Below are 13,367 nucleotides of genomic sequence, written 5' to 3'. Positions count from 1 at the left end.
AGTCGGTTAGAACGCGTACCCGTCGTCGTCGTCGCCGATCGAGCGCTCGTCGGTCGCCATCATCTCCTCCTCGAAGCCGACCTCGCCGCGCTCCTCGGTGTCGGCGACGGTCTGGTGTTCCTTGATCCCGAGCGACAGCAGTTCCTCGATCGCCTCGTCGCGGTTGACGAACTCCCCCTGGTCGACCATCTGATCGAGCTGGACCTCGACGTCGTCCGGTAGCGTCACTTCGATGCGGGGCATGTAGCAAGGGGTATTTTCCGGACGGGTATGAACCCTTTGCCGGAATCCTCGCCCGGATCATACACGTTTAATCCGGCGGTTCCCGTACCCGGCGACATGGACACCGAGTCGTTCTTCGAGGAGATGCCCTTCGCGGACCTGCTGGGCGTCGAAGTGACCGCGGTCGACGACGGCCACGCCGAGGGGCGCATCGAGATGCGCGAGGAGCTGTCGTGGAACGCCGACCAGTTGATGGCCCACGGCGGCGTCACGTTCACGCTCGCCGACACCGTCGGCGGGGCCGCCTTGGTCTCGCTCGTCGACCAGCCGGTGCCGACCATCGACATGCGGATCGACTACCTGGAGGCCGGCACGGGCGACCTGCGCGCCGAGGCCGACGTGGTGCGCTGCGGGAGCGACGTGGGCGTCGTGGACGTGGACGTGTTCGCCGCCGACGGGACGGCCGTGGCCGACGCTCGCGGCGTGTACAAGACGGGATGAGCCGCGGGAAGGGAGTATCGCTGTAACGCGACCGCTACCGCTCGACTGCCACGGACGCCGTGGAGTGGATCCACGCGTCGCCGTTGTCGGCGTCGTACACGACGAAGCGGTCGTCGTCGGTCTCGTAAGCGCGGTATCTGTCGTTGACGGTCCCGTCACCGGGGGGTTGCTGGTCGGCTGCCATTCGCTACCTGTCCCTGGGCGCGCTTCGGTACATAAGGCTGTCTCCGGGACAGCCTGACCTGTCGGACCGGTGGTTCGCCCCGCGAGTCGCACGGTTTTAACCCTCCACCGCCGAACGGAGGGGTATGACCGACACGGAGGGCTGGTTCGCCGGGATCGACGCCGGCGACGCGGCCGCGGCGGCGGAGCGCGTCCGGGACGGAACCGCCGAGCGCCCCGACGACTGGCCCGCGCGAGCCGTCGGGACCGGTGCCGTCGCCGACGAGGACGAGTACTACGACCGGCTCCGGGAGGCAACGCTCTCGGCGACGGCCAAAGCTGTCGACGAGGCAGAGCGCGCCGACGACCAGCAGCTGGTCCACGCCGTCCGCGCCATGGACGACTGTGAACGTACCGCAAACGAACTGGCCGAACGCGTCGCGGAGTGGGCGGGTGCGCTGTTCGAGGATGCGGGCACCGGCGTCGACGGTGCGCTCGAACTCGCCGGGCGCGATCCGTCCGGCCCCGCGGAGCAACGGGTCGTCTCGCTCGCGGAGCGCGTCGAGGGGGTAGTCGACGAGCGCGACGCGCTCCGGGAGTACGTCGAGCGACAGGCGGGCGTGGTCGCGCCAAACCTCGCGGCGATGGCCGGGCCGGTGCTTGCGGCCCGGCTGATCGCGCTCGCCGGCGGGCTGGAGTCGCTGGCGAAGATGCCCAGCGGGACGGTACAGGTGCTCGGCGCGGAGGACGCGCTGTTCGCCCACCTCCGCGGACACGCGAGTTCGCCGAAGCACGGGGTCATCTACACCCACGAGTACGTCCGGGGAACCGACCCCGACCACCGCGGTTCGGCGTCCCGTGCGCTGGCCGGGAAGCTGACCATCGCGGCGCGCGTGGACCACTACTCCGGCGAGCGCAAGCCCGAACTGGACGCGGAACTGGACGAGCGCATCGCAGCGATCCGGGCGCGGGGTGACGGCGAATGACGCTCCCCGACGGCGTCAAGCGCCGCGCGTTCGACGGCGAGGAGCGGCTGGCCACTCGCGGGACGCCGGTGTACGGCGAGCCGACCGACGGCGACTGGCGGCTCTGGGACGCCCGCCGGTCGAAGCTCGGCGCGATGCTCGAACAGGGGATGGACGTCGGGCTGGCCGGCGGTGACTCGGTGCTGTATCTCGGGGCCGCCAGCGGGACGACGGTGAGCCACGTCGCGGACTTCGCCGGGCCGACGTACGCCGTCGAGTTCGCCGCGCGTCCGGCCCGGGACCTGCTCGACGTGGCGCGGGACAGGGACCGGCTCTTTCCGCTCCTGAAGGACGCCCGGAAGCCGGAGACGTACGCCCACGTCGTGGAGGCGGACCTGGACGCGATCGTACAGGACGTTGCGACGCGCGGACAGGCCCGCGTCGCGGCGGAGAACCGGCGGTTTCTCGCGGACGACGGCCGCCTCGTCGCCGCGATCAAGGCGCGGAGCGAGGACGTGACCGGCGACCCCGCGGCAGTGTTCGATTCGGTGGAAGCGGAACTGGCGGAGAGCTACGACATACTGGAGACGGCGCGGCTGGAGCCGTTCCACGACGACCACCTCGGCGTCGTCGCGCAGCCCCGGTAGGTCGGGCGGCGCGGTCGCCCTACGCGCTCTCGGCTGTCTCGTCGGGCGCGTCGCCGTCCCCCCGGTCCGTGACCGCCGGCAGACTCGGGTCCCGGTGCGGCGACCGCCCGAGGACGGCACCGTGGAGGTCCTGCTCGTCCAGCTGGTCCCGGAGCGTCCGGTGCAGGCGGTTGACGCCGATGGTGTCGAGGCCCTGCGCGTCGAGCAGGTCCTTGTACTGCGGGTCGTCGGTGATCGACTCGAAGCGGTCGTACAGCGATTCGAGTTCGTCCGGGGAGCGCTCGCTCACCCACTCGTCGTCCTGCAGGCCGAGGCGGCGCTGGCGCTCCTCGTCGACGACGTGGCGGATGACCACCAGCGCCACCTTGCCGATGGCGCGCTGGCTGCCGAAGGCGGTGAGGTCGAGTTCGGTCATGATCCCGAGCACGCGGTCGCGCTCCCAGGCCGTCAGCGACAGCGTGTTGCAGAAGGCCTGGGTGATCCGGGCCTTCTCCAGCCGGTGCATCCGCGCGCTGTGGCCCTGCATCGCCGGATGCTGCTCGTCGTGGAGCCGGCGGAGGTTCTCGCTCACGTCCTCGCCGGCGCGCTCGGCGCGCCCGATAAGGGTCGCGCTCGGGGACACCACGTCCCACCGGCGGAACCGCTCGTCCTTGACCGCATCGACGCGCGACAGCGCGCCGTCGCCGGGGCCGGCGCTTACCTCACGCCGTCCGCTGGCTGATTGGTGCTCGGTCGTGGAAGGTCCCGTCGACGCCGGGGGGCGGCCGCTCGTCATCACGTCCCTACCTCGTTCGCGGAGCTATACAAACCTGTGGCCTGTCGGAACCGGATACCAGTCGCGAAAACGAAGTCGGGGACCGTCGGCGTCGTCCTCACTACGAACCGTTGTGACGAGAAGCACTTAAAGGAACAGTCGATGCACGCGTCGGTGGCCGGACCGGTAGCGTCGGCACTCGACGGCGAGTAGCTCGGAGAACTCCCTCACTATGACCCCTTGTCGCGAGAGGCACTTAAAACGAAGACGGCGAACTGCGAGAACGACCCGCCCGGTAGTCGGGCGGTGACCGCCGGTTCCGCGGCCACGTCGCCGGCACAGCTACCCTGCCGACTCCGTTCCCTATTTATTCGCGGGTTCCAAACAGCATTGCGATGGACCAGGGCGACGCCGAGACGTTCGACGAGCTTGGAACGCTTGGGATCGAGGAGGAGTTCTACGTCGTCGACGATGCGGGCCGCCCCACGTCCGGGACGGACGACCTGGTGTACCGGTACGACCCGCCCGAGATCCTGGAGGGCCGGATCGACCACGAACTGTTCAAGTGCGTCATCGAGACGCAGACGCCGGTCATCGAGTCGCCCGCCGACGCCGAGGGGACGCTCCGCGACGTCCGTGAGGCCCTGGTCGAGCACGCCGAGCGCCACGGCTACCGGATCGCCGCGGCCGGCCTGCACCCCGCCGCGAAGTGGCGCGAACTGGAACACGCCGAGAAGCCCCGCTATCGGTCGCAGTTGAACCGGATCCAGTACCCACAGCACCGCAACACGACCGCCGGGCTGCACGTCCACGTCGGCGTCGACGACGCGGACAAGGCGACGTGGGTCGCGAACCGGGTCCGCTGGTACCTGCCGCCGATCCTCGCGCTGTCGGCCAACTCGCCGTTCTGGAACGGGTTCGACACGGGCCTCCAGTCGGCCCGCGCGAAGATCTTCGAGGGGCTCCCGAACACGGGCATGCCGACCGCGTTCGAGGATTTCCACGCGTACCGCGAGTTCGAACGCCGGATGATCGAGACGGGGTCGATCGAGGACCGCGGCGAACTCTGGTACGAGGTTCGCCCGCACACGGAACACGGCACCGTCGAGGTCCGGACGCCCGACGGCCAGGCCGACCCCGAGCGCGTCCTCGCGTTCGCCGAGTACGTCCGCGAACTCGTCCTCGACCTGGCGGCGCGCTACGAGGACGGCGCGGCCAGCGACGGGACCGACCGACTCCGCCGCGAACTGCTGGACGAGAACAAGTGGCGCGCCATCCGGCACGGGCACGACGCGTCGTTCGTCGGGCGCAACGGCGAGACGACGATCGAGCTGGGGGAGTTCGTCGACCGGGAGTGCGACCGCCTCGGCGTCGACGGCCTCCGCGACGTGTACGACGCCGAGAGCGGCGCGGCGAGACAGCGCCGGCTTCGGGAGGCCGAGGGCCCGGCCGCGCTGCGGGAGTCACTTGTGCTCTGAAACGACAGGCGGGACGGCGATGTCCGCCGGAACACCGGATGCAGGGCTAACTGCCGCCGACGCCCGGATGAACAACGCTTTTTACCGTCCGTGTATTTCGTCCTTTACGAAAGGACAATGTCCGGCGAGAACGAGACCACGGACGGGGAGGACGTGACAGTCGACGGGGACGGGGCGGACGCATCCGCCGAGGCGGGGTCGACGAGGGACCGCGCGGTCGAGGGGTTCGACCAGGGCGTCGTCGACCTGCTCTCGTGGGTGTTGGACACCGAGACGCGCGCGCGAATCTTCGTCTACCTCCGGCAGAACCCCGGCAGTACGAGCGAGGAGATCGCCGAGGGCACCGGACTCTATCCGAGCACCGTCCGGGAGGCCCTGGCGGAACTCCACGACGAGGAGACCGTCACGCGGCGCAAGCGCCAGAGCGACGGGGCCGGCAACAACCCCTACGAGTACACCGCGATCGCCCCGAGCGAACTGGTCTCCGGCGTCGTCGAGCAGGTCCAGCACGAACTCAACACCGTGTTCAATCTCGACGACCACCTCGACGGGCGCGGCGTGGAGTCGGAGGAGGAGGAGGAGGAGAGCGATCCGGTGACGATCACGGTCGAGGACGGCGACAGCGAGTCGGACGGCACCGAGACGTAACCCGACTCTTTTAAGCACCGGGCACCGCTTTTGGTGGGTATGAAGGTAGCGCTGGGTGGGACGTTCGACCCGGTGCACGACGGTCATCGCTCCCTCTTCGAGCACGCGTTCGAACTCGGGGACGTAACCGTCGGTCTCACCAGTGACGAACTCGCGCCGAAGACCCGCACGGAGGACCGGTACGTCAGGCCGTTCGCCGAACGGAAGACCGACCTGGCGGCGGAACTCGACGAGTTCGCGGAGCGGTACGACCGCGACTACGAGATCCGCACGCTGGAGAAGCCGACCGGCATCGCCTCCGAGGAGCCGTTCGACTACCTCGTCGTCTCCCCGGAGACGGCGGAGGGGGCCGAGCGCATCAACGAGATCCGCCGTGAACGCGGGTTCGACCCGCTCTCGATCGAAGTCGTCGACTACGAGCGCGCGGCGGACGGCGACATCATCTCCAGTACCCGCATCGTCCGCGGCGAGATAGACGAACACGGCAACCTCACGCCCGAGCGCGACGGGCGCGAACGAACCGACTGAACCTACCAGCCGGGCGGTTCGAGTCCGGCCGTCTCCAGCACCGACTTCCAGCGCTGCTGGATGCTCAACCGCGACACGTCCGCCGCCGACGCGACCGCGCCCTGCGACCGTTCCTCGCCCGCGATCAGCGACCCGGCGTAGAGGCTGGCCGCCAACACGGTCCGCTTTTCACCGTCGTCTTCGCCGATGGCCGTCAGAAAGAGGTCCGTCGCCGTCGACCGAGCCTCCGCGCCGAGGTCGAGTCGGTCCGCCGCCGCGTGGAGGTCCTCGATCCACTCCTCGTTGTCAACCCGGTCCCGCGCCCGATACATGCCCCGCCGTACGGCGGGTTCGGTCTTAAGCCTCCGGTTCGGAACGACAGGTATTTTTCCGGGACGGGAGTACGTGCGGCCGAGCGCGGGTAGCCAAGCCAGGAAACGGCGCAGCGCTTAGGACGCTGTCCCGTAGGGGTCCGCCGGTTCAAATCCGGTCCCGAACTTGTGGCGGTGGTGTTGAACCGGCACGGATCGCTCGGTGTCAATTCAGAGCATGTCGTCGGTCGTCTTCGCAGTCCGTAGTTTCCCGAGAGTCGTATACCGGAGCGATTGTGGATATTTCGACTCGTATGGTACTGGGTCTTCGAGTTCGTAGAGCGACCCCGGCTCGAACACGATGACCTTCTTCCCATCCGCGATCTTCGCCCGGTCCTTGTAGTCCAGTGGCTCCCGCATCAAGTCGGCTTCGTCAGGGACTACCACGTCGTTCACTTTGGCGATGTATTTCACCTCTTGAACGTCCCCGGTAACGTACATCGCCACGTAGTCGAAATCACTACTGACTCGAACGAATCCCCAAGCCTCGTTCTCTTTGAGGAACGGAAGTCCCGACTCCTTCGTCGGGAAGACAGCAACGCGTGAGTCGGGGTCGCCTTCTATCTCCTGCCGGGAAATAGTGCCCGCCACTTTGCTCTCAAGCGGCTGAATTTCGTCAGGAGTATCGTTCGTTTCTCTTTCTTCACCTTCGACGTTCGATTCAGTGGCCGGCTCCTCGCTGACGAAGTGTCGCTGTTCGCGGAGCACCGAAACGAGATTCTGCACGAACTCCCGGGACTGGGCTTCTATGTCGACGGTGAGATCGCCGACCTCGCGCTCGACCGCTTCGGCGACGGATTCGGTGACGCTGTCCTCGTTTTCCCGCAGATACCGAATCGCCTGGTTCGTCTGTGCGACCTGCTCGGCGATTTTGTCGGACTTCCCCGACCGTATCGACTCCTTGGTGAGGAGTTCCAGTACGTCCGGGCTTTCGGCGAGATCGTCGAGATCGAACTGAACCACGGACACCTCCTCGCCGCCGTTCCGGTTGTGGTTCTTCGTCAACACCTCGAAGGACTTCCCGTTGGTCAGAATCCCCCAATCCACGTCGAGTTCCTGACGCATGTAACTTCGTAACTGCTGAACCTCGGCCTCGGAGAGGGTAGACCGTACCGGCTTGGCTTCGACGAACACGACGGGAGAATCGCCCACCAGAAGGGCGTAATCGACGTGCGTACTTCCCGAAGCCATCGGGATCGTGTATTCGAGCGCAACCTCCGTCGAGTAGAGATCCCATCCGAGAAGTTCGAGAAACGGCTGGACGAGTTTGACCTTCGTGTTCTCCTCGTCCATCTGCGGTGACGATTCGATGAGTTGCTGACACCGCCGGACGTACTCGTCTATCTCGTCCCTGTCCATTGAGAGAAGAGTGAACAGCGAGGCTACAAATATCATGGTGGAAGTCAAATACGGGACCGGACGCTTCTGTACCTCCTCGAAGGGTGCAAAAGCTTGTGGCGAGGGCGACCGTCTCGGCGAGGTTCAAATCCGGTCCCGCAAGCTTGGGCAACTGATCGCTCCACCACCTGCGGAGGTGGGGATATAAGCCCACTTCTCGCCAGTACACCGTATGTCGGAGATACACGAGCGGGAGCAACGGATCGTCGACGGGGACGGTCGTGTCCCGCTGTACGTCCGGTTCACGTCCCACCTCAACGACAGCTGCGACGCCTGTGACGCCGTGCGAGTCGCGTTCAGACACCCGGCGGCGGGGCTGTCGACTGGGAAGATCTGTTACGCATGCGGGGCGCTACAGCGCGGAAAAGGACCACCCGCCAGGGACGACGACCCGTTCACGGACGAGGAACGGGAGTACCTCGACCGTGAGTTCGCTGACCTCCCGCGGCTCGTTCGGAACTCGTGTCGGTCCGAGTCGACGTGCCCGAGGTGCGGGTCGGACCACTACGGTCCCCGGGTTGGGAAGCTCCTGAGCCGGACGAAGATGTGCTATGACTGTGGATTCCTGGAAAGCGAACCGTCCGCCGCCGGCTCCGGGGCAGGCACCGACGACGGGAAATCACGTGACGAGGCGCGGGCAGACGCGAGTCGGAACGCCGGGAAGATGCTACAGATAGTGGGATTGCTGTTCACACTCACCGTCGTGGGTGCGATCGTCGGGATCCCGCTGCTCGTGCTCGGGATGCACATCGAGGCGAGAAGTATCGACGGCGAGGAAGCGTAATCGTCCGACGGCGGCGTCGCCTCAGTTCGGGGCCGAGGAGCCGGCCAGCTGTGCCGACGTGGAGCCGTTCGCGCTGGTCCAGACGACGGCGATGTAGCCGCCGGCTTCGACGAGGGCCTGGGTGGTCGACCCGGCGACGACGTTTCCGTCGCTGGTGTTGACCCAGCTACCCTCCGCCTCGATGTCGCCCTCCAGCGAGAGCCGATCGGCGTCGATCGAGTCGCCGCCCTGATGGGTGATCGTCGCTTCCTTCCGGTTCTCGTCGTAGTCCGACCACTCGATCTCGAACGACGCTCGCGGGGGCCCAGTAGCAGTGTTGCTCTCGGTGGCGGTGTCGGCGACGGCGGTCGGGCCGAGACCGCTCTGCTCCCACAGCTGCTGGGTGTCGACCGTCATCGTGAACCGGAGCGTGCGGTCGCCGCTGGAGATGTTCACGTCCTCGACGTTCTCGAAGGCGGTCGGGGACTGCTCGCGGGCCCGGTCGAGCAGGTCCTGTGCGGTCTCCTCGGGCACCTCGGCGTCCTCCTCGTACACGAGCAGGATCTCGTTGGTGGCGGTCTCGCCCTCGATCGTTCCGGCCATGCCGGCCGCGCCGAGGCCGCTGAGAACCAGACGGGCGCTGTCGTTGTTCACCTGGTCACGGATGAGCGTGCCGAGGTCGAACTCGACGCCGATCAGCATCGTCGCGTCGCCGAGTTCGTTGACGAGCCGTTCGGCGTAGTCGCTCCGGTTGTAGTACTGCGCCTGGTCCCCGAGGCTGGTGTCGATCATCGCCTCGACCGCCCCGCGGCCGCTCATCGCGTCGGAGTTCGACCCGCCGACGACGACGTTCTCCTCGTTGATCGCGAAGGCAAAGGAGTTCGTCGTCCCCTGGAACTCGTTTTCCTGCGAGCCGTAGTACAGTTCGTACCCCTCGTAGGAGCCGGTCTGGTACTGGACGCCGGTGGACTGGGACTCTATCTCCTCCGTGATCGTCTCCACGTCGAAGGAGCCTTCGAGGACGGCCGACCCGCCGGCCTCGGGGTTGTCGGCGTTGAGCGTGCTCCCGCCGACCATCGTCAGCCGGGAGAACTCCTCTAGGTCGACTTCGTCGATGTTCTCGTTTGCCTGTTCCAGCCCCTCGAAGGGGTCCTGGGGGAGGGAGTCACGCTGTGCGAGGACGCTCTCGATGTCGTACGTCGCGAAGCCCCGGGTCTCGACGCCGAGGAGGTCCCTCGGGTCGTACACCCACGACGTGAAGCCCGGCGGGCCGGCGTCGCCGATCCCCTCGTCGCCTTCGAGCACGCCGGTACAGCCCGACAGGCCGAGGAGGGCGGCCGCGCCGCTCGCTTGCAGGAACGTACGTCTCGACTGGTTCATACGTACCAGTTGCCGACCGAACGATATAAATGTGTGCTACAGGACCAGTCGCAGCGGCCGAGACGACCCCGTGAAGGACGTGATTTTTTGTTGGTACGACCCCAAGCCCGGGTAGATGAAACGCCGAAGGTTCCTCGCTGCGGGCGCATCGGTTCCCCTCCTCGCCGGCTGTCTCGGCGGCGACGACGGCGACTCGACGAACACCGACACGACGACCGGAACGGCCGAAACGACCACGGATACGACGGCGGACGGACAGGGGTCCTCCCCCCGGGGAATCTACGTCCAGCCGTTCGTGGAGAACATGTTGATGGCCGGTACCGCGTCGGACGGCGACTACCGGTTCGGCGTGTTCTACACGTTCCCCCACCAGTTCTGGACGGTGACGGGGACCGAGCGCTCCGAACATCCACGGACCAACGAGCAGACGATGCACCTGATGGCGTCGGTGTGGGACCCCGAGACGGGGACCGTGCTCCCGGACACGGGGCTGTCCGTCGAGATCACGAAGGGTGGCGACCTGGTCTCCGAGGAGGTCATCTACCCGATGTTCTCACAGCGGATGGGGTTCCACTACGGCGCGAACTTCGAACTCGACGGGAACGGGACGTACGACGTGACGGTCAGCGTCGGCGGAATGTCGACGCGTCGCACAGGGGTGTTCGAGGGACAGTTCGGTGAGCCGGCGAGCGCGACCGTTCCGCTCGAACTGAACGACCGGAAGCGCGAGCAGTTGACGACACAGGAAATCGACGCCGCCGGGGAGCCGGGGGCGGTCAAGCCGATGGACATGGACATGGTGCCGCTCGGCCGCGCGGCCGCTCCCGAGGACCTGCCGGGGACGGTCCGCGGGGAGTCGCGCGCCGACGGCGTGCGGTACGTCGTCACGACGCTGTCCGACGACCGCTTCGGCGACGGCACCTACGTCGCGGTCTCGGCCCGGACGCGGTACAACGCGCTGCTGGTGCCCGAGATGGGGCTGTCCGGCACGGTCGAACGCGACGGGGAGCCCGTGTACGAGGGCGCGTTCGAGCGGACGCTCGACCCCGAACTCGACTACCACTACGGCGCGCTGGTCGACGGCGTCGAGTCGGGCGATACGCTGACGCTGTCCGTGGACGTGCCGCCACAGGTGGCCCGCCACCAGGGGTACGAGACGGCGTTTATCGGCACGCCGAGCGTCGATATCCAGCTATGACCGGACGGCGTCGCGCCGTGGCGACCCTGCTCGCCATCGCCGTGGTCGCGCCGCTTGCCGGCCCAGTAGTCGCCCCGGCGGGCGGCCACGGCAACCACCTCACCGCGAGGGCGCAGGTGTCGGGCGACGGGAGCGTGGTCGTCGAGCAACTGTTCCTGCTGGAGGACGGGTACGTGGCGATCCACGAGAGCGACGGCGGCGACCCCGGCGAGGTCGTCGGCCACCGAAAGCTCACGTCCGGCTATCACCGCAACGTCGCCGTCGCCGTCGACCAGTCCTGGTGGGAGTCGACGTCCGGCAACACGTCGCTGGTAGCGGTGCTCCACGACGACGCCGAGGACGGCGACGAGTTCGATCCCGAGACGGACTCGACCCTGTTCAGCCTCGGCACCCTCGCCGCGGACGAGTTCGCCGTCAGGCAGGGTGACGGGTCGGTCACCGTCGTGGCGATGTCGCTGTCTGGTCACACCGTCGCCGACTCGCTGACGGTGCCGAACGCCCAGCTGGCCGAGGACGGGCACCTCGTCGTCAGGCGGAGCGACGAGGAGACCGGTGCCCCGGGCGAGGTGGTCGGCAGCACGTCGCTGGCTGCCGGTGCCCACGAGAACGTGACGGTCCCGGTCAATCGAAGCCGCCTGCCCGGTAACGACAGCCGCGTGTCGCTGTGGGTGACCGTGTACCGCGACGACGGCGACGGCGAGTTCGACCGTGAGAGCGACGAGCCGGTTCGCGTCGGCGGAACGCCGGTCCAGTCCCGCGTCGCCGCGACGCTCGGCGAGAACGGGACGGACGGCGGCACCGGCGGACTCAACGTCGGTGTCAACACCGCGACGGCGACGCCGACGACGACCGCCGCGCCGGGCGACTCGACCACCACGACGACCACGGCGTCAGGCGACGGGGAGACGAGCATGCCCGCGGTCGGCGTCGTCGGGACGCTGGCGGCGGTCGCCGCCGGCGCGCTGCTGGCCGCCCGCCGACGGGGGGACGGATGACCGTTCGAGAGCCACACCAGAACCCCCATTTCCGGGGGGTCCCAACGGTGGGACGATGAAACCCTCCCCCGACCAGTCGCGGCGCGAATTCCTGAAGGCGGCGGTCGCCGCCGGCGGAGTGAGCGCCCTGAGCGCCTGTCTCGACGCCGACGACGGCGACAGCGAGGGATCGACGACGCCGACGACCGGCGGCCCGGTCCCCGAGGGGGTCGAGGATCCCTCGTCGCTCCCCGACCGCCAGCACGGCTGGAACGACCTGATCCCGCGGGACGAGCACGGCAACACCGTCCTCCCGCGGCATCAGGTGTTGCTGTACCTGACGCTCGACGGGTCCGGCCCGCCGAGCGACGAGGCACGGACGACGGTCGAGAGCGCGCTGGCGACGCTGGACCGCGCGTACGAGCGGTCGAACGAGGGGCTGATCCACTCGGTCGCCTACTCGCCGGCGTACTTCGACCGGTTCGACGAGGACCTCCCGGAGAACGTGAACCTGCCGGAGCCCCGGCGGCTCTCGGCGTTCGAGGAGCCGGAACTGGACACGCAGGACGCGCTCCTGCATCTGGCAAGCGACCGCGCCGACGTGGTGCTGGAGGCCGACGAGGCGCTCCGGGGCAACGTCGAGGCCAACGGCACGGCGGTTGAGACGCCGCTGACCGACGCGATGACGGTCGACGACCGCCGGACCGGGTTCATCGGCGACGGGATGCCGGCCGAACGACAGGACGTGAGCGGCATCCCCGACGGGAACCCCGTACCGGAGGAGTCGCCGCTGTTCATGGGCTTTACCGCCGGGTTCGCCGGCAATCAGGCCAGCGAGGACTACGTCACCATCGACGAGGGGCCGTTCGCGGGTGGGACGACGAAACACGTCGCCAACATCCGCCAGCGCCTCGCGGACTGGTACGTCGAGCAGAACTACGAGGACCGCGTGATGGAGATGTTCAGCCCCGTCCACGCCGAGGAGGGGATGGTCGAGGGCGCGGGTCACAACCTCGGGGACCACAGCGGGGTCACCGAGGAGATGATGGAGAGCGTGGAGGAGCACGCCCGCGAGTTCAGCCGCGTCGGCCACGCCCAGAAGGCGGCCCGCGCGAACCGCGACGAGGACGGCAACGTCCTCCTGCTGCGCCGGCACTTCGAGTCGACCGACGACGACGTGGCCAGCCTCCACTTCCCGACGCTGCAGCGCGACATCGAGCAGTTCGAACGGGTGCGCGAGGCGATGAACGGGAGCGACATCGACAGCCCGGCGGTCAAACAGCGCGTGAACAACGGCATCCTGGAGTACATCTTCGTCAACAACCGCGGCAACTTCCTCGTGCCGCCGCGGCGACACCGCGCGCTGCCGACGCCCCGTCCGGGGAGCGAATCCTGATAC

16 protein-coding genes and 1 tRNA gene are annotated in these 13,367 nt (G+C 67.9%); 11 read left to right on the top strand and 6 right to left on the bottom strand.

Features of this window, described 5'->3' with window-relative positions:
• Nucleotides 1-6 precede the first annotated feature (6 nt).
• Nucleotides 7-243: a CopG family ribbon-helix-helix protein gene (locus tag D8896_RS07825; RefSeq protein ID WP_121821533.1), complete on the bottom strand. Its 237-nt coding sequence runs from the start codon at nucleotides 241-243 to the stop codon at nucleotides 7-9.
• A gap of 96 nt (nucleotides 244-339) precedes the next feature.
• On the opposite strand from D8896_RS07825, the gene D8896_RS07820 reads away from it, so the two are divergent.
• Entirely contained in the window at nucleotides 340-723 is a 384-nt protein-coding gene (locus D8896_RS07820; RefSeq protein WP_121821532.1) for a PaaI family thioesterase, read from the top strand.
• A gap of 34 nt (nucleotides 724-757) precedes the next feature.
• On the opposite strand, the gene D8896_RS19305 is transcribed toward D8896_RS07820, so the two are convergent.
• A complete protein-coding gene (locus D8896_RS19305; protein WP_162991498.1) occupies nucleotides 758-907 on the bottom strand; it encodes a DUF7331 family protein in 150 nt (49 codons plus the stop codon).
• Between the two features lie 124 nt (nucleotides 908-1,031).
• Between D8896_RS19305 and D8896_RS07815 the strand changes: the two genes are divergently transcribed.
• Both D8896_RS07815 and D8896_RS07810 read left to right on the top strand, forming a co-directional pair.
• A complete protein-coding gene (locus tag D8896_RS07815; protein ID WP_121821531.1) occupies nucleotides 1,032-1,871 on the top strand; it encodes an NOP5/NOP56 family protein in 840 nt (279 codons plus the stop codon).
• Nucleotides 1,868-2,497, top strand: a complete 630-nt coding sequence (locus D8896_RS07810; RefSeq protein ID WP_121821530.1) for a fibrillarin-like rRNA/tRNA 2'-O-methyltransferase — start codon at nucleotides 1,868-1,870, stop codon at nucleotides 2,495-2,497. Before D8896_RS07815 ends, D8896_RS07810 begins: the two co-directional genes overlap by 4 nt.
• Nucleotides 2,498-2,516: 19 nt before the next feature.
• Here the strand turns inward: D8896_RS07810 and D8896_RS07805 are convergent, their stop codons facing one another.
• On the bottom strand, nucleotides 2,517-3,272 hold the full coding sequence (locus D8896_RS07805) for a DNA-directed RNA polymerase subunit epsilon (RefSeq protein ID WP_205596791.1): 756 nt from the start codon (nucleotides 3,270-3,272) through the stop codon (nucleotides 2,517-2,519).
• Nucleotides 3,273-3,646: 374 nt separating this feature from the next.
• Between D8896_RS07805 and D8896_RS07800 the strand changes: the two genes are divergently transcribed.
• From D8896_RS07800 to D8896_RS07790, 3 genes are all read left to right on the top strand, one after another.
• The gene (locus D8896_RS07800) at nucleotides 3,647-4,729 is read left to right on the top strand and encodes a glutamate--cysteine ligase (RefSeq protein WP_121821529.1); all 1,083 of its coding nucleotides are present in this window, start codon (nucleotides 3,647-3,649) and stop codon (nucleotides 4,727-4,729) included.
• 117 nt (nucleotides 4,730-4,846) lie between these two features.
• Nucleotides 4,847-5,377 carry a winged helix-turn-helix transcriptional regulator gene (locus tag D8896_RS07795; RefSeq protein WP_121821528.1) on the top strand — a complete coding sequence of 177 codons (531 nt, stop codon included), beginning with the start codon at nucleotides 4,847-4,849 and terminating at the stop codon, nucleotides 5,375-5,377.
• A 39-nt stretch (nucleotides 5,378-5,416) separates the two neighbouring features.
• Complete coding sequence (locus D8896_RS07790; RefSeq protein WP_121821527.1) at nucleotides 5,417-5,905, top strand: phosphopantetheine adenylyltransferase; 489 nt, start codon at nucleotides 5,417-5,419, stop codon at nucleotides 5,903-5,905.
• Nucleotides 5,906-5,907: 2 nt separating this feature from the next.
• Here D8896_RS07790 and D8896_RS07785 read toward each other — a convergent pair whose 3' ends face one another.
• A complete protein-coding gene (locus D8896_RS07785) occupies nucleotides 5,908-6,216 on the bottom strand; it encodes a transcription initiation factor IIB family protein (RefSeq protein ID WP_121821526.1) in 309 nt (102 codons plus the stop codon).
• An 87-nt stretch (nucleotides 6,217-6,303) separates the two neighbouring features.
• Between D8896_RS07785 and D8896_RS07780 the strand changes: the two genes are divergently transcribed.
• Nucleotides 6,304-6,383, top strand: a tRNA-Leu gene (locus D8896_RS07780).
• Between the two features lie 43 nt (nucleotides 6,384-6,426).
• Here D8896_RS07780 and D8896_RS07775 read toward each other — a convergent pair.
• Entirely contained in the window at nucleotides 6,427-7,614 is a 1,188-nt protein-coding gene (locus D8896_RS07775; RefSeq protein WP_121821525.1) for a type I restriction enzyme HsdR N-terminal domain-containing protein, read from the bottom strand.
• 211 nt (nucleotides 7,615-7,825) lie between these two features.
• On the opposite strand from D8896_RS07775, the gene D8896_RS07770 reads away from it, so the two are divergent.
• Nucleotides 7,826-8,437, top strand: a complete 612-nt coding sequence (locus tag D8896_RS07770) for a hypothetical protein (RefSeq protein WP_121821524.1) — start codon at nucleotides 7,826-7,828, stop codon at nucleotides 8,435-8,437.
• A 21-nt stretch (nucleotides 8,438-8,458) separates the two neighbouring features.
• On the opposite strand, the gene D8896_RS07765 is transcribed toward D8896_RS07770, so the two are convergent.
• Complete coding sequence (locus D8896_RS07765) at nucleotides 8,459-9,796, bottom strand: hypothetical protein (protein WP_121821523.1); 1,338 nt, start codon at nucleotides 9,794-9,796, stop codon at nucleotides 8,459-8,461.
• Between the two features lie 115 nt (nucleotides 9,797-9,911).
• Here D8896_RS07765 and D8896_RS07760 point away from each other — a divergent pair, with 115 nt between their 5' ends.
• Genes D8896_RS07760 through D8896_RS07750 form a run of 3 tightly spaced genes read left to right on the top strand, consistent with a single transcriptional unit; the run spans nucleotide 9,912 to nucleotide 13,364 of the window.
• Entirely contained in the window at nucleotides 9,912-10,994 is a 1,083-nt protein-coding gene (locus D8896_RS07760; protein WP_121821522.1) for an iron transporter, read from the top strand.
• On the top strand, nucleotides 10,991-11,989 hold the full coding sequence (locus D8896_RS07755) for a DUF7282 domain-containing protein (protein ID WP_121821521.1): 999 nt from the start codon (nucleotides 10,991-10,993) through the stop codon (nucleotides 11,987-11,989). Before D8896_RS07760 ends, D8896_RS07755 begins: the two co-directional genes overlap by 4 nt.
• Nucleotides 11,990-12,044: 55 nt before the next feature.
• Nucleotides 12,045-13,364: a DUF7405 family protein gene (locus tag D8896_RS07750; protein ID WP_121821520.1), complete on the top strand. Its 1,320-nt coding sequence runs from the start codon at nucleotides 12,045-12,047 to the stop codon at nucleotides 13,362-13,364.
• Nucleotides 13,365-13,367 lie beyond the last annotated feature (3 nt).

It is taken from the genome of Halostella salina, assembly GCF_003675855.1.
Lineage (GTDB): Archaea > Halobacteriota > Halobacteria > Halobacteriales > Natronoarchaeaceae > Halostella > Halostella salina.
This window is presented reverse-complemented; position numbering and strand designations above follow the sequence as displayed.

Bases quoted from the DNA above. Each gene is read 5' to 3' on its own strand.
- D8896_RS07825 (WP_121821533.1), bottom strand. From the start codon at position 243: ATGCCCCGCATCGAAGTGACGCTACCGGACGACGTCGAGGTCCAGCTC.
- D8896_RS07820 (WP_121821532.1), top strand. From the start codon at position 340: ATGGACACCGAGTCGTTCTTCGAGGAGATGCCCTTCGCGGACCTGCTG.
- D8896_RS19305 (WP_162991498.1), bottom strand. From the start codon at position 907: ATGGCAGCCGACCAGCAACCCCCCGGTGACGGGACCGTCAACGACAGA.
- D8896_RS07815 (WP_121821531.1), top strand. From the start codon at position 1,032: ATGACCGACACGGAGGGCTGGTTCGCCGGGATCGACGCCGGCGACGCG.
- D8896_RS07810 (WP_121821530.1), top strand. From the start codon at position 1,868: ATGACGCTCCCCGACGGCGTCAAGCGCCGCGCGTTCGACGGCGAGGAG.
- D8896_RS07805 (WP_205596791.1), bottom strand. From the start codon at position 3,272: ATGACGAGCGGCCGCCCCCCGGCGTCGACGGGACCTTCCACGACCGAG.
- D8896_RS07800 (WP_121821529.1), top strand. From the start codon at position 3,647: ATGGACCAGGGCGACGCCGAGACGTTCGACGAGCTTGGAACGCTTGGG.
- D8896_RS07795 (WP_121821528.1), top strand. From the start codon at position 4,847: ATGTCCGGCGAGAACGAGACCACGGACGGGGAGGACGTGACAGTCGAC.
- D8896_RS07790 (WP_121821527.1), top strand. From the start codon at position 5,417: ATGAAGGTAGCGCTGGGTGGGACGTTCGACCCGGTGCACGACGGTCAT.
- D8896_RS07785 (WP_121821526.1), bottom strand. From the start codon at position 6,216: ATGTATCGGGCGCGGGACCGGGTTGACAACGAGGAGTGGATCGAGGAC.
- D8896_RS07775 (WP_121821525.1), bottom strand. From the start codon at position 7,614: ATGGACAGGGACGAGATAGACGAGTACGTCCGGCGGTGTCAGCAACTC.
- D8896_RS07770 (WP_121821524.1), top strand. From the start codon at position 7,826: ATGTCGGAGATACACGAGCGGGAGCAACGGATCGTCGACGGGGACGGT.
- D8896_RS07765 (WP_121821523.1), bottom strand. From the start codon at position 9,796: ATGAACCAGTCGAGACGTACGTTCCTGCAAGCGAGCGGCGCGGCCGCC.
- D8896_RS07760 (WP_121821522.1), top strand. From the start codon at position 9,912: ATGAAACGCCGAAGGTTCCTCGCTGCGGGCGCATCGGTTCCCCTCCTC.
- D8896_RS07755 (WP_121821521.1), top strand. From the start codon at position 10,991: ATGACCGGACGGCGTCGCGCCGTGGCGACCCTGCTCGCCATCGCCGTG.
- D8896_RS07750 (WP_121821520.1), top strand. From the start codon at position 12,045: ATGAAACCCTCCCCCGACCAGTCGCGGCGCGAATTCCTGAAGGCGGCG.